This is a genomic window from Pseudomonas sp. V98_8 (assembly GCF_029967975.1).
Classification (GTDB): domain Bacteria; phylum Pseudomonadota; class Gammaproteobacteria; order Pseudomonadales; family Pseudomonadaceae; genus Aquipseudomonas; species Aquipseudomonas umsongensis.
Map to the genome: position 1 here is coordinate 39,757 of NZ_JASCAE010000081.1, position 23,615 is coordinate 63,371.

The following is a 23,615-nucleotide window of genomic DNA, read 5'->3' on the forward strand; positions in this document are numbered from 1 at the left end:
GACCTGGATTTTGTTGACTGTGTACCTATCCATTCCTGCGGTAACGGCCACCTAAGGTTTCGCCCTTACGGCGAGTCACTTGGAAGAGCCTGTAGGAGCGAGCATGGTCCGGGCGGCGTTCCGACGATGGTCGTCAACGATGACGCGGATCAACGTTGGTAGAGGCGCCGATGGAGGTAGTCACAGATTGACGGACAGGCTCAGGGCGTGAGGAGGCAAGAACATCAAAAGCCAAAGCAACAGCGAGGCGGCCTTAAAGCCGACCTGATTGCAGATCTGTCCGCGATCCAATTGTGGGAGCGAGCCTGCTCGCGAAAACGTCCAGACAACGCATACATCCAGACAGGCCGCGTCATCGTTGACCTCCATAGCGACGGTGCGAGGATTCGACATGTTCGCTCCTACAGCCCGGGCGGCGTTCCGCTTTTCAAAGTGACCCGCTGTAGGAGCGGAACCACAAGTGGCCGATACCGCAGCGCTGGATCTACACCCCAAGTTCCCGATCATCCGCAAGGCGTATCGCAACGTATCCGCCATTCACAAAGCTACAGTCGCATACAAAAACCGGGGTGACAGGACACGAAGGCGTTACACGGCGAGTGCGTAATGAGACCGCCCCCTAACGGTTTTTACCTAACGCACACCGGAGAATCAGCATGTCCCGAACCCCCACCCGCTACGTTGCAGGCCTGCTCGGCGTTGCCCTCGTCACTGCAACATTGACCGCTTTCACCGGCCTTGCCCAAGCCCAGGAGGCAGGTCAGCCGCCGGCGAAAAACTGGCAGGCCGGCCTCAAGCGCACGGACCTGGTGCGCCGTGACCTGGATGTCGCCGGGCGCGAAGTCATCCAGGTGCGCGTTGATTTCGACCCGGGCGTGGTGTCGCCGAAACACTCGCACCCCGGGGTGGAAGTGGCCTACGTCATCGACGGCACCTTCGAGTATCAGCTCGAAGGGCAACCGGCCGTTACGCTCAAGGCCGGTGACTCCTTGTACATCCCCGCCGGTACCGCCCATGTGGCCAAGAATGTCGGCCAGGGCAAGGCGTCGGAACTGGCGACCTACATCGTCAAGAAGGACACACCGCTGGTGGTACTGGAGCAGTAATCGCCTTTACCGCCGGTTAGCCTGCCTGCGCCACGCGATCAGGCAGGCGACGACGATCAGCCCCAGCGCGACCAGAAACGTCGTGCGCAGGCCGCTGGCGATGGCCTGGGGATGCGCGGTGCCGATGTCGACCGCCCTTGAGGCCAGGGCGAATACGGCGCCCAACGCCGAGGCCCCGGTGACCAGCCCCAGGTTGCGCGAAAGGTTGAGCAGGCCAGACACTACCCCGCGCTGATCAGGCGCAACGTCGAGCATCACGGCGGTGTTGTTGGCGGTCTGAAACACCGCATAGCCCAGGGTGAGGACGACCATGGGGGCGAGGTAGCCGCCCACGCCGAACGACTCGGGCACGAGCGACAACATCAAGCAGCCCAGCGCCATGCCCAAGAGCCCGGCGAGGGTCATGCCAGGGGCTCCGCAACGGTCGACGATGCGCCCGGCGGGCACCCCGGTCAGCGCGGCAACCAGCGGCCCGACCGACAACACCAGGCCGATCTCCATTGCCGACAACCGCAGGGTCTGTGAGAGGTAGAACGGCCCGACCAGCAGCGTGGCCATCATCACGGTGGTCACCAGCAGGCTCATGGCGAGGCTGCCGCTGAGGCGGCTGTCGCGAAACAAGGCCAGGCGCACCAGGGGTGCCGGGACCCGCGATTCAACCCGCACGAATAATCCGAGACCCAGGCAGGCCGCCAGCAGCAGGACGATATTCGGCAGGCCGAAGTGCGCGCGTCCAAGGGTCATGGCCAGGGCATAGGCGGCGAGGCTCAGGGCCAGCAACAGCGTGCCTGCTGGATCGAACCCCGTACGCGCGGATTGCGCCGGGCGATCATCGGGCAAGTAGCGTTGCGCGAGCAGCCATGTCGCCATTCCCAGGGGCACACTGATGAGGAACATCGAGCGCCAGCCGAATTCGCCGATCAGCACACCGCCGAGCGCCGGGCCCAGCGCGGTGCCAATGGCCGACATCGTCCCCAGCAGGCCCATGGCGCCACCGGTCTTGCCCTTGGCCACCGTCTCGCCGACAAGCGCCAAGGTCAGCGCCATCATGATTGCCGCGCCCAGGCCTTGCAGCGCCCTGGCAGCGATCAGCAGGCCAAGGTTGGGCGCCAGGCCGCACAAGGCCGACGCTGATGTGAACAGGGCAATACCGCACAGCAACAGGCGGCGTCGACCGACCAGATCACCGAATCGACCGACGCTGACGATCAAGGTAGTAATGACCAGCAGATAGGCGATGACGACCCACTGCACCTGTTGAAAGGACGCACTGAATGCCTGGGCCAAGGATGGCAGGCCGACGTTGGCGATGCTGGTGCCCAGCGAAGACAGCAACATCGCCAGCGACAGGCTGACCAACGCCCCCTTCACCGAAGGCGACTGTTGAGCAACTGCCGCGACTGCAGATCCGTCATTCATGATGTTCTCCTCTCTGGCCACTCCCGATTGGAGCTACCAGAAATCTACGCCCAGGCCTAACATGGCGGAAGGCGCACGAATTGCACTTGATACGTGCATGCAGCGCCATATCTGCCGACCATGAGGCCACGCATGTCCATACCCGATCTCAACTTGCTGATTACCCTCGACGCGCTGCTGGCAGAAGGCAGTGTCGCCCGCGCCGCCAAACGCCTGCGCTTGAGCCCGTCGGCGATGAGCAGGGCGCTGGCGCGATTGCGCGAAACCACCGGCGATCCGCTGCTGGTCAGGGCCGGCCGCGGCCTGGTGCCTACTCCGCGCGCGCTGGAGTTGCGCGAGCGGGTCGGTCAGCTTGTGCAGGAGGCAGAAGCGATGCTGCGCCCGGCCGAGCAACCCGACCTCATGCACGTGTCGCGCACCTTCACCTTGCGCACCAGCGAAGGCTTTGTCGAAAACTTCGGCGCCGCCTTGATCGCCCGCGTCGCCGAACAAGCACCGGCCATACGCCTGCGCTTCATGCACAAGCCCGACAAGGACAGCGCTGCACTGCGCGCCGGCACGGTCGATCTGGAAACGGGTGTGGTGGGCCAGGCCGCAAGCCCGGAACTGCTTACCCACGGATTGTTCCGCGATCGTTTCATCGGCGTGGTGCGCACGGGGCACCCGCTGTGCGATGGCGAGATAACGCCCGCGCGTTATGCCACGTACAGCCACATCAGCGTGTCACGGCGAGGATTGGACAAGGGGGCGATTGACGAAGCCCTGGAGTTGCTCGGGTTGCAACGGCACATCGCGACCATGGTCGCCGGATTCTCGACGGCGCTGGCGCTTGCCCGATCCAGCGATCTTGTTGCCAGTGTGCCCGAGCGGCACACCACCAATCTGCGGTCCGGCATGCACAGCTTTGCACTGCCAGTGTCACTGCCCCCGTTTTTCCTGGCCATGATCTGGCATCCCCGACTGAATGCCGATCCAGTGCATCGATGGCTGCGTGGCTGTCTGCGGGAAGTTTGTACTTCTGATTGACGACCTATTCACTTGTATTTACCTGATTTGATATTAAAGTAATGGCTGTATCATTGTTGTAACTGTGTGCGGATATGTTTTAGTTTGGTTATATGTCTTGGTTGCGATGATATAAAAAATTTGAACTTATAAGATTGATTGCGGTATTCATGGGTCGTAGTGTGTTGGGAAGTTTTTCTGAGTAATTGGAAGAGTCTCTCAGTCGCAATTGGGGCGTTTGGAACTATCAATGTTCCATGCTCGCCGGTAGTTTCGATTGATAGGGATTGTTCTTGGTTACAATTTTTAAATTATTGATTTTAAATGTTTTTTATAATAATTGGTTTGTGTTGCAGGCACCGCCTGTCTGATGAATACCGCTTGAGAAATTAACGACGAATGGCGACGAATTTTTGGCGCTGGCCGAGTCAAAAAATAACTTGACTATAAAAACTGACACTTCGCAGATGTGATGCTAGTGTTCCTTCCTCCAATTAACCGCACTTGTCTGTTTGTAGAGGACGTGCGTCATGCCGACTTCAAACCCCAGGGTTGCGATATTCGGTAACAGAGTTCCAAGCTTGAATCTTCCAGAGCTTGAGCACTTTACCGATCTGGGCAGCTTGCTGGCTGCCGAAGCATTTGATGTGGTGCTGCTGGACATGCCAGCCGCGTATGCCGGCAAAGTGCTACGAAAATTGCGCACGCTTGCCCCTTACCGCTACACGCTGATTTTCTGCTGCCGTGATCAGGATGGCTGGTGTGAAGCCTTGGGCGATGGCGCGTGTCCCGTTGAAACCAGCGAAATAAAAAGGCTCTGGAGCGTGTGGCAGGAACGCTTCAGGCTGTTCGAACAAGGCTCGGCCCCCGAACGTTTTGAAAGCCGGGTGCTTTCCTGGCTGTGGTTGCGCGAAGGCGCTCAGTTGCTTGCCTTACGCGATCCGGAGGTGCCTCAACACTATCGTTATCCGTTGCTGGACGCCTTGGCAGACAGCGAGCAGGTCAACGCGTTCGTCTGGCTCAGCCTGATGGTGCAACAGGACTGGCTGGAAGAGGGGGTTCTGGTGGATCGCGTCCGGCTCTGTTCGGATTGTGGTTCGGGCCGCCTCAATTACATTGATGTGTGTACCGAATGTCACGCCATGGACATTGCACGGCAACCTTCATTGCATTGTTTTACCTGTGGTCATGTTGGCGCACAGGAGTCATTTCTCAAGGACGGGGTGTTGCTGTGCCCCAACTGCTTGAATCGGCTGCGCCACATTGGTAGCGATTACGACCGCCCGATGGAGAATTATCGTTGCCGGTCGTGTCAGGCTTTTTTTGTCGATGCCGAGGTGCAGGCGCGCTGCCTGGATTGCGGCCTGTCACACACACCCGACAAGTTGCGCATACGGGAAGTCAGGGATTTTCGCCTGTCCGAAGCCGGGCGATTCCGTTGCCGCCAGGAGTTCAGTGAAAAGTCGGTTGAGCATTTCGGTCGGCTCAGTCTGTTAGGTGGCAAGGACTTCTATGATTTGCTGACCTGGCAGATGCAGATTGTGCGCCGCCACCCGGTGCCTGAGTTCTCACTGATCGGCCTGCGCTTTGTCAACCTGGCCGGTACGTTGTCGCACCTGGGTGAACAGCGCGGCCATGCCTTTATCGATAGCGTGGCCGATCGTTTGAAGGAAACTGTCAGGGAAACGGACCGCTGCTCGCGCAGTACCGAAGAGTTCTTCTGGATCATGCTTCCCCATACCGACGAGAAGGGGCTGGAAATCGTCAAGCAGCGCATGGCTCGGGTCGCCGAACTCTTCTCGGCGCCGGAAGTCAGCGACATCACCTTGCGTGTGGTCAGCATTACCGCGCCCCAGGATCTTCTTGATCAGGAGGATGGCGAGCTTTTACTTGCACGTTTGGCCGGTGAGTTGGGGGATAATCCATGAGCCCATTCCTGGAGCAAGTCTTGAGCGCACTCAGCGCGCTCGCGGGACCGGATGGATTGAGCCGCTTGTTCTACATGCTTTTTCCAGCGTTCATCCTGTTCGAATTGCCCATGATCATCATCGTGTTGCTGGGCGTACTGCGCTGGTTCACCCGTCGGCGTACCAGTGTTCCGAAGATCAGTATTTACCGACCCAAGGTCTCTTGCATCATTACCTGCTACAGCGAGGGCATGGACGTTCAGACCACGCTGTTAAGCCTTTGCGAGCAAACCTATGGCGGCCACATCGAGATGATCCCGGTGGTGGATGGCGCCACGGTGAACCAGGCCACACTCAGCGCCGTTCGCAATTTCCATGTAGACCCGCAGTTGTACCCCAAGCGTCATTTACGGCCAATCGCCAAATGGCAAAGGGGTGGCAGGGTATCGTCCCTCAACGCCGGCCTGTCGCTTGCCGGCGGCGAAATCGTGATGGCGCTCGATGGAGATACCTCCTTCGACAACAACATGGTCGCCTCCATCGTGCGGCATTTCGAGGATCCCAAAGTACCTGCTGTCGCCGGCAGCCTGCGGGTGCGCAACGTCTGGAGCTCCTGGGTGACGGCGATGCAGGCGCTGGAGTACCTGCTGTCGATCCATATGTCGAAAATCGGCCTGGCGGAATGGAACCTGGTCAACAACGTTTCCGGCGCCTTTGGCGCGTTCCGTCGCAGTTTTTTGGTGAAGATCGGCGGCTGGAACACCCACACCGCCGAGGACCTGGACTTGACGTTGCGCATCAAGAGCTACTTCAAGCGTCATGACCTGAAGATTCCCTTCGAGCCGGAAGCGGTGGGGCACACCGATGCGCCGGCGACTCTGCGTCAGTTTCTGATGCAGCGCCTGCGCTGGGATGGCGATCTGTTTTTTCTCTACATCAGAAAACACAACCGCAACATCAGCCCCACTTTATTGGGCTGGCCCACCTTTGTGATGATCCTGATCACGGGCTTCTTCTTTCAGTTGGTGCTGCCGTTCGTCATCTTCATTTATACCTTGCTGGCGCTGTTCATCCTGCCGGGCAAGACACTGTTGTTCCTGTTCGCGCTGATCTACCTGCTGTACCTGTTGATCACCCTGCTGATGTTCGCAGCCATGCTGGTGATGGTCTCCGACCGGCCTCGACAGGACATGGTGCTGGGGTTGCTGGTGCCTCTGTTTCCGATGTTCATGCTACTCCTGCGGTGCTGGAGCGTCGTGGCCATGCTCAACGAGATATTTCGTCGCGGCCATGAAGAAAGCTCGATGGCGCCATGGTGGGTGCTTAAACGCGCCACGAGGTTTTGACATGCGCTCGATACTTCTGGCCGCGTCGCTGTGGATGCTCACGGTGATGCTGGCGGTACAACCCATGACGCTTGAAGCGGCACAGGCGCAAAAATGGTCCCAGGCCAGCTATGTATGGGACAGTGAGGCTTTGCTCGATCCGGGGCATCGGGCGGCAGAACTGACGGCCCTGCGCAGAGCCGGCATGGACAAGATTTATCTTGGCCTCAAGGGCGCGCAGTTCAAGGACTTCGCCACTACGCGCCAGCGCCTTGAGCAATTGCTGCAGGAGGCAGCCGGCGAGGGGCTGCAGGTGAGCCTGTTGCTGGGCGATCCTGAATGGATGAAGCCGCAGGAGCGCCACCAGCTCACCGAGCTGCTGGACAAGCTCAAAGGGCTTTCATTTACCAGCCTGCACCTTGACCTGGAGGTCGAACAGTTGGGCGTGCCTGTGCCTGACCAGCATTTGAAGGACTTGCTCGATACCTTGCGTGCGGCATCCCGGGAGAGCCCTTGGCCGGTCGAGATTTCCAGCCATCATCGCTGGTTCGCCGAGACCAAGCCCGGACAAACCTGTGTGCCATGCGGGCTTCCCGCCGCCGGTGTGCGCCAGATCAGCCTGATGATTTATACCCGCAACCCGAAAAACAGCGCACGCATGGCCGAGCAGATCGCCCGGCGCTGGCCCGAACTGCAATTTCGCCTCGCCCAAAGCACGGAGCCGCAACTGGATGCCACGGAATCCTGGGCCGGCGCGTCGACCGAACAGTTGCAACACCAGAGCAATGTCTGGCGTGAGCAACTGCAACCCCTGGGGATTGCCGGCATCGACTGGCAAGCCTGGCGAGACTTTCCAAAACGGTGAGCCGTCATGAAGATTCGTTTCGATAGTCGTAAAGAATTGAGTCCGACTCAGGAGCAGGGTTTGACCGTACTCTACGCGCCGGGCAAACGCATGGCCTTTCGCGTGCGCTGGTACCTGATCCTGCTGTTGGTCGCCAGCCCGTTGATCTGGCTGGGTGGCAAGTTGGCCTACGGCATGCTGATGATCGATGCGCCGGCGCAGTTGCGCCTGCCGATTCTTGAGGTGCGGGCGCGTGATACCGGTCGGGTCGAGCAACTGTTCGTCAAGGCCGGTGATCAGGTCCGGGCTGACCAGCCCTTGGTCAATCTCGACAACCCGGAATGGCGCGCCAGGCTATCGCAACTGGCCGCCATGCCGACCAATACCAAGCCTGCGCTCAATACCAAATTGGGCGGCAGTGAACGGGCATTGCTGCAGACCCGCATAGGCCGCGCGCAGGAGCGGGTGAAGGTGCTCGAAGACCTGGTTTATCGAGGTGCTGTGTCTCCCGGTGAAGTGTTGACGGCCAAATCCGAACTCGACGGTTTCAGGGCGGACCTGCTGGCATTCGAGCGCCGTGAACAATTGGCTAACCAGGCGCCGTTGAGCGTTGAGCGCGATGTTATCCAACAGCAGGCCGAGCAACAGTGGTTGAAGACTCGCCTTGCCGCGCTACCGATCAACGCCGCGCAAAGTGGACGCGTGGCGGAAGTACTGGTCAATCCCGGCGAGAACGTCGGTGCTGGCACATTGCTGATGCGCATCGAGCGACTGGAAGACCCGCTGCTGTGGATTTATCTGGAACCGTTGAACATCAGCTACGCCGCTATTGGTCAACCGCTGCGGGTACGCATGCCGGACGGCGAGTGGTTGAGCGCTCATGTGGTCCAGGCAGTCGACAGCGCCGGTCGCACGCCAACAGTATTGCGCGGGCCGTTCGCTGCCAGCGAAATGGGCTTGCAGGTCGCCGCGCGGTTTGATCAGCCGCTGTCGCCTCGTTGGCGCATTGATCAATTGCCGTTGAATGTTCGTTTTCCCACTGACTGGCCACAACTGCTCAGTGACAGCCGTGAGTTCATCAACCAATTAGGGGACTTGATTGCAATGGATCGACCACAAAACCCCAGCACCCGCGTATCGGAGGCTCAATAATGATGACTGCTGAGCGAATTCTGGTTACCGGTGGCGCCGGCTTCATCGGCTCGCACCTTGTCGAAGCCCTGCTCGAACACGGTTACAGCGTTCGGGTCCTGGACGATCTTTCCACCGGAAAATTATCCAATTTGCCGATTGATCGTTGTCATCTGACGTTGGTCGTGGGCGACGTCGCCGATGCGCCGACGGTGGCGCGCGCCATGAAAGACTGTACCGCGGTGGTCCACCTGGCGGCGGTGGCGTCGGTGCAGGCCTCGGTCGACGACCCGATCGCCACGCACCAGAGCAACTTCGTCGGCACGCTCAATATCTGTGAAGCCATGCGCGAGGCGGGTATAAAACGAGTGGTCTACGCCTCCAGCGCGGCGATTTACGGCAACAACGGCGAAGGCACCGCGATCAATGAAGACACGCCAAAAAATCCCCTGACGCCCTATGCCGCCGACAAGCTGGCCAGCGAACACTTCCTTGATTTCTATCGACGCCAACACGGACTGGAACCGGTCATCCTGCGCTTCTTCAATATTTATGGACCGCGCCAGGATCCTTCGTCGCCTTATTCCGGCGTCATCAGTATTTTCAGCGAACGGGCACAAAAAAAACTCCCCATCACCGTTTATGGTGATGGAGAGCAAACAAGGGACTTCGTCTATGTCAATGATCTGGTCAAGATCCTGGTACAGGCGGTCACTGAATCAAAACCGCGTAATGAACCGATCAATGTCGGGTTTAACCGCTCCACCAGCTTGAACGATCTGGCGACGATGCTGGGCGAACTGCTGGGTTGGCCGCTTTCGCTGACCTACGATGCGCCGCGATCCGGTGACATCAGGCACTCGCGCGCCGAAAACAGTCGATTGCTGAGGCATTTTTCGTTGGAAAAGCCGACCTGTTTTGCCGAGGGGCTGGGTCAGCTTCTCAGAAGTATTGATGCCGGCGGGCGCTAGAGGCGACTTCGGTTGCCAGCAGGTGCTCGGCCAATACGTCATTGAGAAAGCGGAACTGATCGTTGAGACCGATGACTTCGTTATTGAAGTGATGACCGGCTGCCGGAATCAGCAGTGCCTCGAATTTTTCGTCGAACATCAGGGTCAATACCTTACGAGACTCGAATTGCTGCGAGTAGTAGTTGTTGCCGAACACCGGAAAGCTCACGGCCAAGGTGACGTTGGTGATCATGACGTGCGCTCCTCAGAGAGAAAGAACCAGCCGAATACGCTTAACGTGAAGGCCGTCAGGGCCAGGCAGGTCAGGAGATGGATCAGCATGGTTCGACCCTCCGCTACAGGGTTTTGTGTTGGGTTGAAGTTGATCCTACGCTGACGGTCGGCTGGCGGAAGGCAATCGTGGCGATGGTGAATATCGATGGGAGTGATGGTCTGACGTTGTGGGTGTTTCTGATGGCCCCATAGCGGGCAAGCCCGCTCCTACAGGGGATTGGGTTGGAACACGATTGTTGTGTACACCTGTAACCATTGTGGGAGCGGGCTTGCACGCGATGGCGGCCTCAAGAGCACCATCAATTCTGAGCGGCTAACCGCCGCCACCTATACTCAAACCAGGGGCCTCAGAGCGCCGAACCTCCCGTTCGGCTCACACTTCAGGAGCCGCGATCTTGAACCTTCGTTCGCTGATCGTCGCCGTGCTGGTAGTGTTGGCGGGATGCGTCACGGCTCCGCCTGCGCCGGTGGAGGTGCCGCAAATCATGATTTCTCCAAGCACCTGGCAGCAGGTGGATCGGGAGATTATCGATGCGTCGCAGTCGGCCACCGAACAGGCCAAAATCTACGCCCACGGCGCCATGGATTACTGGCGCACCCGGGTATATCAGCTGACCGAAGAAAACTTCATCCCCTGGTTCAGCAGTTACTGGACCCAGGAATGGTTATCGATGAAGGTCAGTTGGTACACCATCAGTGCCAAGGGCGAGCAGGATGCCACGGAGAAACGCCTGGCAGCGTATCTGCTGGAGAAGTACCAGGAAAAGGTGCTGGCTCCGGCGGCGCTTGAGGTGGATCCGGATGCGATTCTCACCCTGGCAGCGGCGTTCTACCTGGACATAATGAAGGAAGAACTGCAGAAAATTTCCCAACGTCATGGCGTGCCGATGGCTCAGCTCAATGGTCGCATCCGCAAAATTCCCGCGATTGCCCTCGGGCCGCCACCCGCCAGGGACGCCTCGCTGTTCCAGGTGGTGCACGCTGAGCAGTTGAGCGCGTTGCCGGCGTACGCCGCGCTGGTCGACAAGGTCCACAAAGCCGGTGGCGACAAGGGTGTAGGCTCGACGGACACCGCCATGGCACCGGTAGCCAAGCGCGCCAGTCAACGCATTGAAGCCGAGATGGCCCCGCGCGGGGCGGCCAGCGCGGTTGCGGCGGCAGCGGGCAAGTTGGCCGGCGCGTTGATTTCCGTCGGCGTCGCGGGCGTTCGGGCGATCATCCAGGCCAACGACCGACCGGACAGCGAAGCGTTGATCCGCAGCAGCCTGGGCAACACATTCGACAAGGCCTGGACCAAGCTGCTGCAGAACCCGACTACCGGCGTGATGGCAGGCACCTTGTACATGGCCTCGCAGATAGAGGGGAGCCTGGCGCAAAGCGCCCAACCGTCGGTCGGTACGGACCCAGGGTCTGTCGATTGGAGCCCGACCCAGTCGACTAATCAACAGATCAACCCATGACCCAAGGAGAACCTCATGTCCTATGTTGATGGCTTTGTCATTGCCGTACCCACTGCCAACCGCGAAAAATTCCGCAAGCACGCCGAGATGGCCGCTGCCATTTTCATCGAGAACGGCGCGCTCAGCCTCGCCGAGTGCTGGGGCGACGACGTGCCTGACGGCAAGGTGACCTCGTTTCCCATGGCGGTGAAACTAAAAGAGGACGAAACCGTGGTGTTTTCCTGGATCGTCTGGCCGGACAAGCCCACGCGCGACGCCGGGATGGCGAAACTGATGAGCGATCCGCGGGTGCAACCGGACGTCAATCCCATGCCATTCGACGGTCAAAGGATGATTTTCGGCGGTTTCGAAATGATCGTGAAGGCTTGATCCGAACCGCCGGCTCACTCCGCCGCCGGGGTGATCCGGCAACTCTTGCGGTTGCGGATTTCGTCATCGGTCGGTCGCTCGCGGACAAACTCGAAACGCGGCTCGCCTTCGCTGTAATGCACCAGCCAGCCCCATTCCAGCTTGAGCTCGTCCTGACCGGGTTCAGGGGGCTTGGCCCACCAGGGTTCCTTACTGAGGATCTGTCGCATGCTTCCCTCCGGTTGGTTCGCTTGCATCAACTATAACGTGCATGCCGGCAGACGCCAGAAGCGGCCTTGCAGGTTGTAGACTCAGGTTATTTCCGGCAGAGATATCTGGCATGAATGACGAAACCCATGAGCCGTTCAAGCGCTTGTTTTTCGCGCTCGGCTGCGCGCCGGCGCAACGCAAGGCCATCGCCCAGTGGCGCAGCGCCTTGCAACTGCGCAGCGGGCGTGCGGTGCCGGTCGAGAACTTTCATTTGACCTTGAAGTTTCTGGGGGCGGTCGCGATCGCGCAGATTGCCGATATCTGCACGGCTGCCGCGTCTGTGCGAACGCCGGGCGAACGCTTGACCGTGGAGCTCGATCGACTGGATGTCTGGCGCAGGGCAGGGGTCTTGGTGTTGGCACCCGGGCAGGCATCGCCCGCGTTGTTGCGGCTGGTGTATGACCTGGAGCAGGCCATGTTGCCCTTTGGCCTGGAAGATGCGCCACGGGAATTTCGCCCGCATTTGACCCTGGCGCGTGACTATCGGGCGCCGGTGCCGGAGTCCGCCACGCCACCCGAGTTTGTCCTGCGTGCTGATCGCTTTGCGTTGTTCGAATCGCACAAGGGCCGCTATCGGGCGTTGGCCGAGTGGCCGTTGGGCGGTGTTTGATCCAAAAAAAAGGCGCCCGAGGGCGCCAAACTTCACCTTAACCGAGGAGCCAGGTGAGGGATGCAGCGGTGGTAAGGCGCTGCATGAATGTAATGGTGCTGCGATGTGATCGTTCCCACGCAGCGCGTGGGAACGATCCTCAGTAGGGTTACTGGCCGAGTTTCACCTTGGTCCAACCCCGGGTCATGATCCGCTGTACCGCAATCGGCTGGTCAGGAATGGCATACAAGGTTGCCATCACCGCTTCGGGCGGATACGAGCCCGGCTCATTGCGAATCGCCTCATCCACCAACGGCGTTGCGGCCGCATTGGCGTTGCTGTAGCCGATGTTGTTGGTGATCTCGGCAATGATGTCCGGGCGCATCAGGAAGTTCATGAACAGGTAGGCGTTCTCGACGTTGGCGGCATCGCGCGGGATGGCGACCATGTCGTAGAAACTGCCGGCGCCTTCTTTCGGGATGCTGTAGTCGATCTTCACCTTGTCCCCGGCTTCCTGGGCGCGAGCCTTGGCCTGCAGCACATCGCCGGAGTAACCGACGGCCACGCAGATGTTGCCGTTGGCCAGGTCCGAGATGTACTTCGAGGAATGGAAGTACGCCACCGATGGGCGGATTTTCATGAACAGTGCTTCGGCTTCGGCGATTTGCGCCTTGTCCTTGTCGTTCACCGGGTAGCCCAGGTAGTGCAGGGCGGCCGGGATCATCTCGGTGGGCGAGTCGAGGAAACTGATGCCGCAGGCTTTGAGTTTTTCAGCATTTTCCGGTTTGAACAGCAGGTCCCAGGAGTTGGTCGGGGCGTTGGCGCCAAGCACTTCCTTGACCTTCTGCGGGTTGAAGCCGATGCCGATCGAGCCCCACATGTACGGGAAGGCATGGGCGTTGTCCGGGTCGCTGGCGGAGGCGTTTTTCAGCAGCACCGGATTGAGGTTCTGCCAGTTGGGCAGCTTCGACTTGTCCAGCTCCTGATAGACCCCGGCCTTGATCTGCTTGGCCAGGAAACTGTTGGACGGCACGACGATGTCGTAGCCGGACTTGCCCGCCAGCAAGCGAGCTTCAAGGGTTTCGTTACTGTCGAAGACATCGTAGGTCACGCGGATGCCGGTCTCGTCTTCGAACTTCTTGACGGTGTCCGGGGCAATGTAATCCGACCAGTTATAGACGCGCAGAACCTTGTCATTGGCCTGGGCGCCCGAGGCGATCGCGCCCAATAAGGACAGTGTCAGCAGAGTCCTGCCAAACATTTTCATCGGTACAACTCCATATCTTTTCTTATTCAAATCCTTGTAGGAGCGAGCCTGCTCCGGGCGGCGTTCCGACGAAAAACTCAAGGACGCCGCGTTGATTCAGGTTTCCCGCGACATCGTTGACGTCCATCGCGAGCATGCTCGCTCCTACAGGGGGTGGTGCTAGGCCGTTGCTCCGACCATTGGCTTTTTCGGTTGTTGCCAGGATTCGCTGGCGGTCTGGTCCATCGCTTCCTGGATCGCCCGTTTACGGCTGGCTTCGGCACGGCGGCTGAAGTACCAGACCATGAAGGTCACGATCGACACGGCCAACAGGATCAGGCTGGCCACGGCATTGATCTCCGGCTTCACGCCCAGGCGCACCGCCGAGAACACTTCCATCGGCAGGGTGGTGGAACCCGGGCCCGAGACGAAGCTTGCCAATACCAGGTCATCCAGCGACAGGGCAAACGACATCATGCCGCCGGCCGCCAGTGACGGCGCGATCATCGGGATGGTGATCAGGAAAAACACCTTGAACGGTTTCGCACCCAGGTCCATGGCCGCTTCCTCGATGGACAGGTCCAGCTCGCGAAGGCGCGCGGAGACTACCACTGCAACGTAGGCGGCACAAAACGTGGTGTGGGCGATCCAGATCGTGACGATGCCACGCTCCATCGGCCAGCCGATCAACTGCGCCATCGCCACGAACAGCAGCAACAACGACAGACCGGTGATCACTTCCGGCATCACCAGCGGCGCGGTCACCAGGCCACCGAACAGCGTGCGGCCCTTGAAGCGCGTGACGCGGGTCAGCACGAATGCAGCCAATGTCCCCAGCGCCACCGCGGCAATCGCGGTGTAGCAGGCGATTTCCAGCGAACGCACCACCGAGCCCATCAGTTGCGAGTTGTCGAGCAGGCCGGCGTACCACTTGAACGACCAGCCACCCCACACCGTCACCAGCTTGGAGGCGTTGAACGAGTAGATCACCAGGATCAGCATCGGCAGGTAGATAAACGACAGGCCGAAAACCAGCATGAACTTTGAAAATCCGAAGCGTTTCATCCCCGTGCCTCCATCTCTTTGGCCTGGCTGCGGTTGAACAGCAGAATCGGCACGATCAGAATCAACAGCATCACCACCGCCAGGGCGGACGCCACCGGCCAGTCGCGGTTATTGAAGAACTCCTGCCACAGCACTCGGCCGATCATCAGGGTCTCGGGACCGCCCAACAGCTCCGGAATCACGAACTCACCGACCACCGGAATGAACACCAGCATGCACCCGGCGATGATGCCGTTCTTTGCCAACGGCACGGTGATTTTCCAGAAGCTGTTGAAGGTGCTCGAACCCAAATCCGATGCCGCTTCCAGCAGGCTCTGGTCGTGTTTGACCAGGTTGGCGTACAGCGGCAGGATCATGAACGGCAGGTAAGCGTAAACGACCCCTATATAGACGGCGGTGTTGGTGTTGAGGATCTCGATCGGGTGATCGGTCAGCCCGGTCCACATCAAAAAGCCGTTGAGCAGGCCGTTGTTGCTGAGGATGCCCATCCACGCATAAACGCGGATCAGGATCGCGGTCCAGGTCGGCATCATGATCAGCAGCATCAGCACGTTCTGTGCTTCCTTGCTTGCCTTGGTAATGGCATAGGCCATCGGAAAACCGATCACCAGGCACATCAGCGTACTGAACAGCGCAACCTTCAACGAACCCAGGTAAGCCGAGAGGTACAGCTCATCTTCGCCCAGCAACGTGTAGTTGCCGATGTTGAGCAGCAGATTGAATTTCTGCTCGGCGTAAGTGTAGATCTCCGAGTAGGGCGGAATGGCCAGGGCTGCTTCCGAGAAGCTGATCTTCATCACCAGGAAAAACGGCAGCATGAAGAACAGGCACAGCCACAGGAACGGGATGCCGATGACCAGTTTTCGTCCGCTGGGCACCAGGCGCAGGAATTGCTGATTGAAGGTTCTCATGCGCGCAGTACCACGCCGCTGTCGTCTTCCCACCACACGTAGACCTGATCGTCCCAGGTCGGACGTGCGCCACGGCGTTCGGCGTTGGCCATGAACGATTGCACGACCTTGCCGCCAGGCAGCTTGACGTAGAACACCGAGTGGCCGCCGAGGTAGGCGATGTCATGCACGGTGCCGCTGGACCAGTTGTAGCGGGTGTCGGGCTTGGTGGTGCTGACCAGCAGTTTTTCCGGGCGAATGGCGTAGGTGATCGACTTGTCCTGCACCGAAGTGCTGACGCCGTGACCGACGTAGATCTTCTGCTCCAGATCCGTGCTGTGAATGATCGCGTGACCTTCCAGGTCTTCCACCACGGTGCCTTCGAAGGCGTTCACGTTGCCGATGAATTCGCAGACCATGCGGCTGACTGGCGCTTCATAGATGTCCACCGGGCTGCCGATCTGGGCGATCCAGCCCAGGTGCATGATCGCAATACGCTGGGCCATGGTCATGGCTTCTTCCTGGTCGTGGGTCACCATGACGCAGGTCACGCCGACGCGCTCGATGATCTCGACCAGCTCCAGCTGCATTTGTGAGCGCAGTTTTTTGTCCAGCGCACCCATCGGTTCGTCGAGCAGCAACAGCTTTGGACGTTTGGCCAGGGAGCGGGCCAATGCCACGCGCTGACGCTGACCGCCGGACAACTGATGCGGCTTGCGCCTGGCGTACTGGGTCATGTGCACCAGGCGCAGCATTTCTTCGACGCGGGCATCGATTTCACTGGCGGGCAACCGGTCCTGCTTGAGGCCGAAGGCGATGTTCTGCGCCACGGTCATGTGCGGGAACAGGGCATAGGACTGGAACATCATGTTGATCGGCCGCTCGTACGGCGGCATGTCGGTGATGTCCACGCCGTCGAGCAGGATGCGCCCTTCAGTCGGGCGCTCGAAGCCGGCGAGCATGCGCAGCAGCGTCGATTTACCGGAACCGGAACCACCGAGCAGGGCAAAGATTTCACCCTGATGGATTTCCAGGGACACATCGTCCACTGCGGTGGTCTCGTCGAACTTCTTGGTGACGCGGTCGACTTTCACCAACACCTTTTTCGGTGCCTGGTGACCTTCAAGAGCCTTCCTGTAGATGCTGGAGGCGTTTGCCATGTGAAACTCCCAACAGGTTTCGTTCGCCGGGCCAACGCGGCCTGGCTTAATAGTTGATTGCAAACCCGAGCGGTCAGTGGGTCGCGATCCCTGTAGGAGCTGGCGAAGCCTGCGATCTTTTGACTTTGCTTTTCAAAATCAAGATCAAAAGATCGCAGGCTTCGCCAGCTCCTACAGGGGATTGCGCTGGATGCCCCGTCCGGGTTTATCCGGTGCCGCCTTCCTGGCTGCGGTACTTGTTGTTATTGCAGTGTGTTGTTGTCGTGGGCGGCGGGCGCGCAAAGGCTCGCCCGCCACCCACGGGGGCAGTAAATGGATTGATCGATTGTTACGTCAGCGTGCGTTACGCAGCGCCGCCCGTTGTCGGCATGCGTCACCAAACGCCTGGAAAATTTTCAGGTACGGCGGGTTTTCAAGGACCTGCCATTCCGGGTGCCATTGCACGCCGAGGGCAAAGGCCTTGCTGTGCTCCACCGAGACCGCTTCGATCAAGCCGTCCGGCGCGAGTGCTTCGGCGCGCAGGCCGGGCGCGAGTCGGTCGATGCCCTGGCTGTGAATCGAATTGACCTGGAACTGCGGGGGCAGGTCCAGCGCCTGGAACACACCACCGGGCTGCACATCGACGGCGTGCGCCGGTGCGTATTGCACCGCGAGGTCGGGATGGTCGGCTTCACGATGATCGAGCAAGCCGGGCAGTTCATGGACCTTCTGATGCAGGCTGCCACCGAACGCCACGTTCATCTCCTGAAAGCCGCGGCAGATGCCGAGCACCGGAACGCCGGCGGCAATCGCCGCGCGAATCAGGGGGAGGGTGGTTTGATCCCGCTGGGGATCGTGTTCGGTGCCGGGAGCGCTGGCGGGGCCTTGATAGTGGAAGGGCTCCACATTCGACGGCGAGCCGGTCAGCAACAGACCGTCGAGCTGCGGTAGCAGGTCTTCGATTTCGGTCAGGTCGCCCAGGGAAGGAATGACCACGGGCAGCCCCAGCGCGGCAACGCTGACAGCACGCAAGTACTTGTCACCGCTGATGTGGTAGGGGTGCAGGCCAATCTGTTTGACGCATGCAGTAACGCCGATCAATGGCTTGAATGCCATTTTTATCACCTCGAAGTTTCACACTTGAACGAGCTTTTCCGGAGCTTAGCCTTGTTGATTTTAATTAACAACTCTCATGTAAAAAATTCTAAACGCCGCACGTCTGAAGACGAGGATTTACGCGTGTTTCAAGGATGATCTGGCACTCTCGTGCCTCTGAAAGGCCCGAAAATAAACGCTTAAAGGCTGAGTGTTCGCTATTGACTTCACTTTGCCTTTCGGATTGACTGGCTACGTGAAAGGGCGGTGAACATAATAATTAACAGCTAATAGGTGCATCATGTCGGTCCCTCTGCGTACCGTTCAACTCAACGAAGCAAACGCATTCCTTAAGAAATATCCTGAGGTTTTGTACGTCGACCTTCTGATTGCGGATATGAACGGTGTGGTGCGCGGCAAGCGCATCGAACGCACCAGTCTTCATAAGGTTTACGAGAAAGGCATCAACCTGCCGGCGTCCCTGTTTGCGCTGGACATCAATGGCTCCACGGTGGAAAGCACCGGCCTGGGCCTGGACATTGGCGACTCCGACCGGATCTGCTATCCGATCCCTGGCACCCTGAGCATCGAGCCATGGCAGAAGCGCCCAACCGCGCAACTGCTGATGACCATGCACGAACTCGAAGGCCAGCCGTTCTTCGCCGACCCGCGGGAAGTGTTGGCTAATGTGGTGCGCAAGTTCGACGACATGGGCCTGACCATCTGCGCCGCGTTCGAACTGGAGTTCTACCTGATCGACCAGGACAACGTGAACGGTCGTCCACAGTCGCCACGTTCGCCGGTGTCCGGCAAGCGTCCGATGTCGACCCAGGTGTACCTGATCGACGACCTCGACGAATACGTCGACTGCCTGCAGGACATCCTCGAAGGCGCGAAAGAGCAGGGCATCCCGGCTGACGCCATTGTCAAGGAAAGCGCCCCGGCGCAGTTCGAAGTCAACCTGCACCACGTGGCCGACCCTATAAAGGCCTGCGACTACGCGGTGTTGCTCAAGCGTCTGGTGAAAAACATCGCCTACGACCACGAGATGGACACCACCTTCATGGCCAAGCCGTACCCAGGCCAGGCGGGTAACGGTCTGCACGTGCACATTTCGATTCTCGACAAGGAAGGCAACAACATCTTTGCCAGCGAGGATCCCGAGCAGAACGCCGCGCTGCGTCACGCGATCGGCGGTGTGCTCGAGACCCTGCCAGCGCAGATGGCGTTCCTTTGCCCGAACGTCAACTCCTACCGTCGTTTCGGCGCGCAGTTCTACGTGCCGAACTCGCCGAGCTGGGGCGTCGACAACCGTACCGTAGCGGTTCGCGTGCCGACCGGTTCACCGGACGCCGTGCGCATCGAGCACCGCGTGGCCGGTGCCGACGCCAACCCGTACCTGTTGATGGCTTCGGTTCTGGCCGGCGTGCACCACGGCCTGACCAACCAGATCGAACCGGGCGCCCCGGTGGAAGGCAACAGCTACGAGCAGAACGAACAGAGCCTGCCGAACAACCTGCGCGATGCCCTGCGCGAGCTGGACGACAGCGAAGTCATGGCCCGTTATATCGACCCGATGTACATCGACGTGTTCGTGGCGTGCAAGGAAAGCGAGCTGGCCGAGTTCGAGAACTCCATCTCCGACCTTGAGTACAACTGGTACTTGCATACCGTCTGATTCGTCGATGTCGCCTGATGCACAGCCTTCGCTGGCAAGCCAGCTCCTACAGGGTTGTGTGTCGGGCGCGGCATCTATGAACGGCATAGAGCAACTGTAGGAGCTGGCTTGCCAGCGAAGGCGGTCGATCAGTCAGCACCCATCGTCTGACACACCGATATCCAATATTCCCCTGCGTCGAGTCACAACCATGACAATCACTCGCAGCGACTGGGAGCAACGCTTCCAGTCCCTCAACATCGAAAGCCGCGCCTTCATCGACGGCCAGTACTGCGCGGCCGCCAGCGGCGCCACGTTCGAATGCATCAGCCCGGTGGACGGTCGTTTCCTGGCGAATGTGGCCAGCACCGACGAAGCCGATGCCAACGCCGCCGTCGCCGTTGCCCGTCGCACCTTCGAATCCGGCGTCTGGGCCAACCTGGCTCCGGCCGAGCGCAAGCGCGTGCTGATCCGCTTCGCCGACTTGATCCTGGCCAACCAGGAAGAGCTCGCGCTGCTCGAAACCCTCGACATGGGCAAGCCGATCAGCGACTCGATGAACGTCGACATTCCGGCGACCGCCAACGCGATTCGCTGGACCGCCGAAGCCATCGACAAGATCTACGACGAAGTCGCTGCCACGCCCCGCGATCAGCTTGGCCTGGTGACGCGCGAACCGGCCGGCGTGGTCGCGGCCATCGTGCCGTGGAACTTCCCGCTGATCATGGCCAGCTGGAAATTCGCCCCGGCCCTGGCGGCAGGTAACTCGTTCATCCTCAAGCCTTCGGAAAAGTCGCCGCTGACGGCCATTCGCATCGCGCAGCTGGCACTGGAAGCGGGCATCCCGAAAGGTGTTTTCAACGTCTTGCCGGGCTACGGTCACACCGTCGGCAAGGCGCTGGCGTTACACATGGACGTCGACGTGCTGGCCTTCACCGGCTCCACGGCGATTGCCAAGCAACTGATGATCTACGCCGGGCAAAGCAACATGAAACGCGTCTGGGCAGAAGCGGGGGGCAAGAGTCCGAACGTGGTGTTTGCCGATGCGCCGGACCTGCGCGCGGCGGCGCAAGCGGCAGCCAGCGGCATTGCCTTCAACCAGGGCGAAGTCTGCACCGCCGGTTCGCGCTTGCTGGTGGAGCGTTCGATCCGCGAGCAGTTCATGCCATTGTTGGTGGAAGCCCTGCAAGCCTGGAAGCCGGGGCATGCGCTTGATCCTTCGACCACCGTCGGCGCGGTCGTCGACCAGCGTCAACTGGACAACGTATTGCGCTACATCGATATCGGCAGGGAACAGGGCGCCGAGTTGATCGCGGGCGGCCAGCGCACCCTCGAAGAAACCGGTGGGCTGTATGTGGAACCGGCTGTTTTCGACGGCGTGACCAACGCCATGACCATCGCCCGGGAAGAAATTTTTGGCCCGGTGCTGTCGGTCATCACCTTCGACACCGCCGAAGAAGCCCTGGCGATCGCCAACGACAGCATCTTCGGCCTGGCCGCCGGCGTGTGGACCAGCAACCTGAGCAAGGCCCACACTTTCGCCCGTGGCCTGCGTGCCGGCAGCGTCTGGGTCAACCAGTACGACGGCGGCGACATGACCGCGCCGTTCGGCGGGTTCAAGCAGTCGGGTAACGGTCGGGACAAATCGCTGCACGCGTTCGACAAGTACACCGAACTCAAGGCGACCTGGATCAAGCTCTAAGACCTATAAAAAAGCGACGGTCACCGGCCTCTTGCCGGTGCCCATCGGAGAAACCTATGAAACAAGCACATGTTAATAGCTACTACGCCGCCACTCGCAACTTCACCGGTGATTTCCCGGTACTGGAAGGGGCGGTGGACTGCGACGTCTGCGTGATCGGCGCCGGCTACACCGGCCTGTCCTCGGCGCTGTTCCTCGCCGAAGCGGGCTATAGCGTCACCGTGCTCGAAGCGGCCAAGGTCGGCTTCGGCGCCAGTGGTCGCAACGGCGGCCAATTGGTCAACTCCTACAGCCGCGACGTCGATGTCATCGAAGAGCGCTACGGCGACAAGACCGCCGAAATCCTCGGCAGCATGATCTTCGAAGGCGCGGACATCATTCGTCAGCGCATACAGCACTACGACATCCAGTGCGACTACCGCCCCGGTGGCATCTTCGCTGCGATGAACAACAAGCAACTCAAGGGCCTGGCCGAGCAGAAGAAGAGCTGGGAGCGCTACGGCAACAAGAATCTGAAAATGCTCGACGCGGCCGACATCAAGCGCGAAGTGGGTTCCAATGCCTACGTCGGTGGCCTGCTGGACATGCAGGGCGGGCACATTCATCCGCTGAACCTGGCCCTCGGCGAAGCCTCGGCGATCATCGGCCTGGGTGGCAAGATCTACGAGCAATCGGCGGCGGTGGAAATCACCTACGGTGAGCCGATCACCGTGCGCACCGCCAAAGGCGTGGTAAAGGCCAAGTACCTGCTGATCGCCGGTAACGCCTACCTGCCACAGGGCCTCGACAACCGCGTAACCAGCAAGAGCATGCCGTGCGGTTCGCAAATCGTCGTGACCGAGCCGTTGCCGGAAAAAGTTGCCCGCAGCCTGATCACCAACAACTATTGCGTCGAAGACTGCAACTACCTGCTCGATTACTACCGCCTGACCCGCGACAACCGCCTGCTCTACGGCGGCGGCGTGGTCTACGGCGCCCGTGAGCCGGACGACATCGAACAACTGATCCGCCCGAAGATCCTCAAGACCTTCCCGCAGTTGAAGGATGTGAAGATCGACTACCGCTGGACCGGCAACTTCCTGCTGACCATGTCGCGCATGCCGCAATTCGGCCGTATCGAGAAAAACGCCTACTACATGCAAGGCTACAGTGGTCACGGCGTTACGTGCTCGCACCTGGCCGGTAAACTGATCTCGGAAATGATCCGCGGTGACGCCGAGCGGTTTGACGCGTTTGCATCCTTGCCGCACATGCCGATGATCGGCGGGCGCACCTTCTCGGCTCCGTTGACCGCCCTCGGCGCCGTGTACTACTCGCTGCGAGACCGTTTCGGCATCTAGACTTTACCTCACCGGCAGGCACCCCAATCAGGTACTGCCGGCTTTTTACCTGAAACACCCCGTACTCCTGTAGGAGCTGCCGCAGGCTGCGATCGTTTGATCTTGCTTTTGACGATCAAAAGATCAAAAGATCGCAGCCTGCGGCAGCTCCTACAGCAACACCCACAAACGTGATTTAATAGCCGCCTTTAACGTTTCCGGGACCGGAAAACGGCGCGATCTACGCCTGCTCTCCACCCCCATTACCCTTGCGTACCAAGCACATAAGGCTGTCATGGACACGGGCTCACGACTCAAATTAGTACGCGAAAGCTACAAGCTGTCCCAGCGCGAGCTGGCCCGGCGTAGCGGCGTCACCAATGCCACCATTTCCCTGATCGAACAGAATCGCGTCAGTCCTTCCGTCAGCTCGCTGAAAAAGCTGCTTGAAGGCATTCCCATGTCCCTGGCCGACTTCTTCACCTTCGATCAACCGCCACGCGAGCATCAATACGTGTTCCGCGCCAACGAGCAGCCTGACCTCGGCCGCCACGGCCTGCGCCTGCTGCTGATCGGCGCGTCCGTGCCGAGCCGGCAGATGCGACTGCTGCGCGAACAATACGCGCCGGGCGCCAGTTCCGGTGAAGAGCCGATCGTGCATTCCGAAGGCGAAGAGTGCGGGCTGGTCACCCGTGGCACCGTCGAGCTGACGGTGGACGGGCAGATCAGCGTGCTCAATGCCGGTGACGGGTACTATTTCCCCACGACATTGCCGCACCGGTTCAGGAACATCGGCGCGGATGAGGCGGAAATCATCAGTGCGAACACCCCGGCGAACTTCTGACGAACCGGCA

The 23,615-nt window shown here is 59.9% G+C and carries 23 protein-coding genes; 14 read left to right on the forward strand and 9 right to left on the reverse strand.

All coding sequences use genetic code 11. From position 1 onward, the window contains the following. Positions 1-180: 180 nt before the first annotated feature. Complete coding sequence (locus tag QLG10_RS24555) at positions 181-393, reverse strand: hypothetical protein (RefSeq protein ID WP_188265556.1); 213 nt, start codon at positions 391-393, stop codon at positions 181-183. Between the two features lie 263 nt (positions 394-656). Between QLG10_RS24555 and QLG10_RS24560 the strand changes: the two genes are divergently transcribed. Next, a complete protein-coding gene (locus tag QLG10_RS24560; protein WP_188265557.1) occupies positions 657-1,106 on the forward strand; it encodes a cupin domain-containing protein in 450 nt (149 codons plus the stop codon). 6 nt (positions 1,107-1,112) lie between these two features. On the opposite strand, the gene QLG10_RS24565 is transcribed toward QLG10_RS24560, so the two are convergent. Then, positions 1,113-2,525 (reverse strand): MFS transporter, encoded by a 1,413-nt coding sequence (locus QLG10_RS24565; RefSeq protein ID WP_282488196.1) that lies wholly within the window; start codon positions 2,523-2,525, stop codon positions 1,113-1,115. 132 nt (positions 2,526-2,657) lie between these two features. Between QLG10_RS24565 and QLG10_RS24570 the strand changes: the two genes are divergently transcribed. The 6 genes from QLG10_RS24570 (at position 2,658) to QLG10_RS24595 (ending at position 9,708) form a co-directional block, all read left to right on the forward strand. Then, positions 2,658-3,551: a LysR family transcriptional regulator gene (locus tag QLG10_RS24570; protein WP_248679157.1), complete on the forward strand. Its 894-nt coding sequence runs from the start codon at positions 2,658-2,660 to the stop codon at positions 3,549-3,551. A gap of 509 nt (positions 3,552-4,060) precedes the next feature. Beyond that, positions 4,061-5,458 (forward strand): diguanylate cyclase, encoded by a 1,398-nt coding sequence (locus tag QLG10_RS24575; protein WP_282488197.1) that lies wholly within the window; start codon positions 4,061-4,063, stop codon positions 5,456-5,458. Continuing rightward, positions 5,455-6,783, forward strand: a complete 1,329-nt coding sequence (locus QLG10_RS24580) for a glycosyltransferase (RefSeq protein ID WP_110755215.1) — start codon at positions 5,455-5,457, stop codon at positions 6,781-6,783. Before QLG10_RS24575 ends, QLG10_RS24580 begins: the two co-directional genes overlap by 4 nt. A 1-nt stretch (position 6,784) precedes the next feature. Next, entirely contained in the window at positions 6,785-7,627 is an 843-nt protein-coding gene (locus QLG10_RS24585) for a hypothetical protein (RefSeq protein WP_110755214.1), read from the forward strand. A gap of 6 nt (positions 7,628-7,633) precedes the next feature. Continuing rightward, positions 7,634-8,758, forward strand: a complete 1,125-nt coding sequence (locus QLG10_RS24590; RefSeq protein WP_110755213.1) for a biotin/lipoyl-binding protein — start codon at positions 7,634-7,636, stop codon at positions 8,756-8,758. 2 nt (positions 8,759-8,760) lie between these two features. After that, positions 8,761-9,708 (forward strand): NAD-dependent epimerase/dehydratase family protein, encoded by a 948-nt coding sequence (locus tag QLG10_RS24595; protein WP_110755229.1) that lies wholly within the window; start codon positions 8,761-8,763, stop codon positions 9,706-9,708. Here the strand turns inward: QLG10_RS24595 and QLG10_RS24600 are convergent. Then, positions 9,680-9,940, reverse strand: coding sequence for a hypothetical protein (locus QLG10_RS24600; protein ID WP_110755212.1), 261 nt, complete (start codon positions 9,938-9,940; stop codon positions 9,680-9,682). The genes QLG10_RS24595 and QLG10_RS24600 overlap by 29 nt on opposite strands. A 436-nt stretch (positions 9,941-10,376) precedes the next feature. Here QLG10_RS24600 and QLG10_RS24605 point away from each other — a divergent pair, with 436 nt between their 5' ends. Both QLG10_RS24605 and QLG10_RS24610 read left to right on the forward strand, forming a co-directional pair. After that, positions 10,377-11,441: a hypothetical protein gene (locus tag QLG10_RS24605; RefSeq protein ID WP_188265564.1), complete on the forward strand. Its 1,065-nt coding sequence runs from the start codon at positions 10,377-10,379 to the stop codon at positions 11,439-11,441. Positions 11,442-11,456: 15 nt separating this feature from the next. Further along, entirely contained in the window at positions 11,457-11,810 is a 354-nt protein-coding gene (locus QLG10_RS24610; protein WP_110755210.1) for a DUF1428 domain-containing protein, read from the forward strand. Positions 11,811-11,824: 14 nt separating this feature from the next. Here the strand turns inward: QLG10_RS24610 and QLG10_RS24615 are convergent, their stop codons facing one another. Further along, entirely contained in the window at positions 11,825-12,019 is a 195-nt protein-coding gene (locus tag QLG10_RS24615) for a hypothetical protein (protein WP_008063752.1), read from the reverse strand. 110 nt (positions 12,020-12,129) lie between these two features. On the opposite strand from QLG10_RS24615, the gene thpR reads away from it, so the two are divergent. Then, the gene (gene thpR / locus QLG10_RS24620) at positions 12,130-12,669 is read left to right on the forward strand and encodes an RNA 2',3'-cyclic phosphodiesterase (RefSeq protein WP_110755209.1); all 540 of its coding nucleotides are present in this window, start codon (positions 12,130-12,132) and stop codon (positions 12,667-12,669) included. A 148-nt stretch (positions 12,670-12,817) separates the two neighbouring features. On the opposite strand, the gene QLG10_RS24625 is transcribed toward thpR, so the two are convergent. The 5 genes from QLG10_RS24625 to QLG10_RS24645 form a co-directional block, all read right to left on the reverse strand. After that, positions 12,818-13,915, reverse strand: a complete 1,098-nt coding sequence (locus tag QLG10_RS24625; protein ID WP_282488198.1) for a polyamine ABC transporter substrate-binding protein — start codon at positions 13,913-13,915, stop codon at positions 12,818-12,820. 159 nt (positions 13,916-14,074) lie between these two features. Next, positions 14,075-14,959: an ABC transporter permease subunit gene (locus QLG10_RS24630; protein ID WP_282488199.1), complete on the reverse strand. Its 885-nt coding sequence runs from the start codon at positions 14,957-14,959 to the stop codon at positions 14,075-14,077. After that, complete coding sequence (locus tag QLG10_RS24635; RefSeq protein ID WP_171017102.1) at positions 14,956-15,837, reverse strand: ABC transporter permease subunit; 882 nt, start codon at positions 15,835-15,837, stop codon at positions 14,956-14,958. Before QLG10_RS24635 ends, QLG10_RS24630 begins: the two co-directional genes overlap by 4 nt. Before the next feature lie 29 nt (positions 15,838-15,866). Continuing rightward, complete coding sequence (gene potA / locus QLG10_RS24640) at positions 15,867-17,009, reverse strand: polyamine ABC transporter ATP-binding protein (protein WP_110755180.1); 1,143 nt, start codon at positions 17,007-17,009, stop codon at positions 15,867-15,869. Positions 17,010-17,342: 333 nt separating this feature from the next. Continuing rightward, a complete protein-coding gene (locus QLG10_RS24645) occupies positions 17,343-18,104 on the reverse strand; it encodes a gamma-glutamyl-gamma-aminobutyrate hydrolase family protein (protein WP_188265565.1) in 762 nt (253 codons plus the stop codon). Positions 18,105-18,384: 280 nt separating this feature from the next. On the opposite strand from QLG10_RS24645, the gene QLG10_RS24650 reads away from it, so the two are divergent. The 4 genes from QLG10_RS24650 to QLG10_RS24665 all read left to right on the forward strand — a co-directional run bounded on the left by QLG10_RS24650 (position 18,385) and on the right by QLG10_RS24665 (position 23,605). Then, entirely contained in the window at positions 18,385-19,761 is a 1,377-nt protein-coding gene (locus tag QLG10_RS24650; RefSeq protein ID WP_083349274.1) for a glutamine synthetase family protein, read from the forward strand. Between the two features lie 190 nt (positions 19,762-19,951). After that, positions 19,952-21,442 (forward strand): aldehyde dehydrogenase, encoded by a 1,491-nt coding sequence (locus QLG10_RS24655; RefSeq protein WP_110755178.1) that lies wholly within the window; start codon positions 19,952-19,954, stop codon positions 21,440-21,442. Positions 21,443-21,498: 56 nt separating this feature from the next. After that, the gene (locus QLG10_RS24660) at positions 21,499-22,782 is read left to right on the forward strand and encodes an FAD-binding oxidoreductase (protein ID WP_180205668.1); all 1,284 of its coding nucleotides are present in this window, start codon (positions 21,499-21,501) and stop codon (positions 22,780-22,782) included. A 274-nt stretch (positions 22,783-23,056) separates the two neighbouring features. Continuing rightward, complete coding sequence (locus QLG10_RS24665) at positions 23,057-23,605, forward strand: cupin domain-containing protein (protein ID WP_007895886.1); 549 nt, start codon at positions 23,057-23,059, stop codon at positions 23,603-23,605. Positions 23,606-23,615: the final 10 nt, after the last annotated feature.

Excerpts from the sequence above, each read along its gene's own strand:
- QLG10_RS24585 (WP_110755214.1), top strand. The coding sequence starts at position 6,785 with ATGCGCTCGATACTTCTGGCCGCGTCGCTGTGGATGCTCACGGTGATG.
- QLG10_RS24590 (WP_110755213.1), top strand. The coding sequence starts at position 7,634 with ATGAAGATTCGTTTCGATAGTCGTAAAGAATTGAGTCCGACTCAGGAG.
- QLG10_RS24600 (WP_110755212.1), bottom strand. The coding sequence starts at position 9,940 with ATGATCACCAACGTCACCTTGGCCGTGAGCTTTCCGGTGTTCGGCAAC.
- QLG10_RS24575 (WP_282488197.1), top strand. The coding sequence starts at position 4,061 with ATGCCGACTTCAAACCCCAGGGTTGCGATATTCGGTAACAGAGTTCCA.
- QLG10_RS24665 (WP_007895886.1), top strand. The coding sequence starts at position 23,057 with ATGGACACGGGCTCACGACTCAAATTAGTACGCGAAAGCTACAAGCTG.
- QLG10_RS24555 (WP_188265556.1), bottom strand. The coding sequence starts at position 393 with ATGTCGAATCCTCGCACCGTCGCTATGGAGGTCAACGATGACGCGGCC.
- QLG10_RS24595 (WP_110755229.1), top strand. The coding sequence starts at position 8,761 with ATGACTGCTGAGCGAATTCTGGTTACCGGTGGCGCCGGCTTCATCGGC.
- QLG10_RS24630 (WP_282488199.1), bottom strand. The coding sequence starts at position 14,959 with ATGAAACGCTTCGGATTTTCAAAGTTCATGCTGGTTTTCGGCCTGTCG.
- QLG10_RS24655 (WP_110755178.1), top strand. The coding sequence starts at position 19,952 with ATGACAATCACTCGCAGCGACTGGGAGCAACGCTTCCAGTCCCTCAAC.
- QLG10_RS24560 (WP_188265557.1), top strand. The coding sequence starts at position 657 with ATGTCCCGAACCCCCACCCGCTACGTTGCAGGCCTGCTCGGCGTTGCC.
- QLG10_RS24570 (WP_248679157.1), top strand. The coding sequence starts at position 2,658 with ATGTCCATACCCGATCTCAACTTGCTGATTACCCTCGACGCGCTGCTG.
- QLG10_RS24660 (WP_180205668.1), top strand. The coding sequence starts at position 21,499 with ATGAAACAAGCACATGTTAATAGCTACTACGCCGCCACTCGCAACTTC.
- QLG10_RS24650 (WP_083349274.1), top strand. The coding sequence starts at position 18,385 with ATGTCGGTCCCTCTGCGTACCGTTCAACTCAACGAAGCAAACGCATTC.
- QLG10_RS24580 (WP_110755215.1), top strand. The coding sequence starts at position 5,455 with ATGAGCCCATTCCTGGAGCAAGTCTTGAGCGCACTCAGCGCGCTCGCG.
- QLG10_RS24565 (WP_282488196.1), bottom strand. The coding sequence starts at position 2,525 with ATGAATGACGGATCTGCAGTCGCGGCAGTTGCTCAACAGTCGCCTTCG.
- QLG10_RS24625 (WP_282488198.1), bottom strand. The coding sequence starts at position 13,915 with ATGAAAATGTTTGGCAGGACTCTGCTGACACTGTCCTTATTGGGCGCG.
- QLG10_RS24610 (WP_110755210.1), top strand. The coding sequence starts at position 11,457 with ATGTCCTATGTTGATGGCTTTGTCATTGCCGTACCCACTGCCAACCGC.
- QLG10_RS24615 (WP_008063752.1), bottom strand. The coding sequence starts at position 12,019 with ATGCGACAGATCCTCAGTAAGGAACCCTGGTGGGCCAAGCCCCCTGAA.
- potA (WP_110755180.1), bottom strand. The coding sequence starts at position 17,009 with ATGGCAAACGCCTCCAGCATCTACAGGAAGGCTCTTGAAGGTCACCAG.
- QLG10_RS24645 (WP_188265565.1), bottom strand. The coding sequence starts at position 18,104 with ATGGCATTCAAGCCATTGATCGGCGTTACTGCATGCGTCAAACAGATT.
- thpR (WP_110755209.1), top strand. The coding sequence starts at position 12,130 with ATGAATGACGAAACCCATGAGCCGTTCAAGCGCTTGTTTTTCGCGCTC.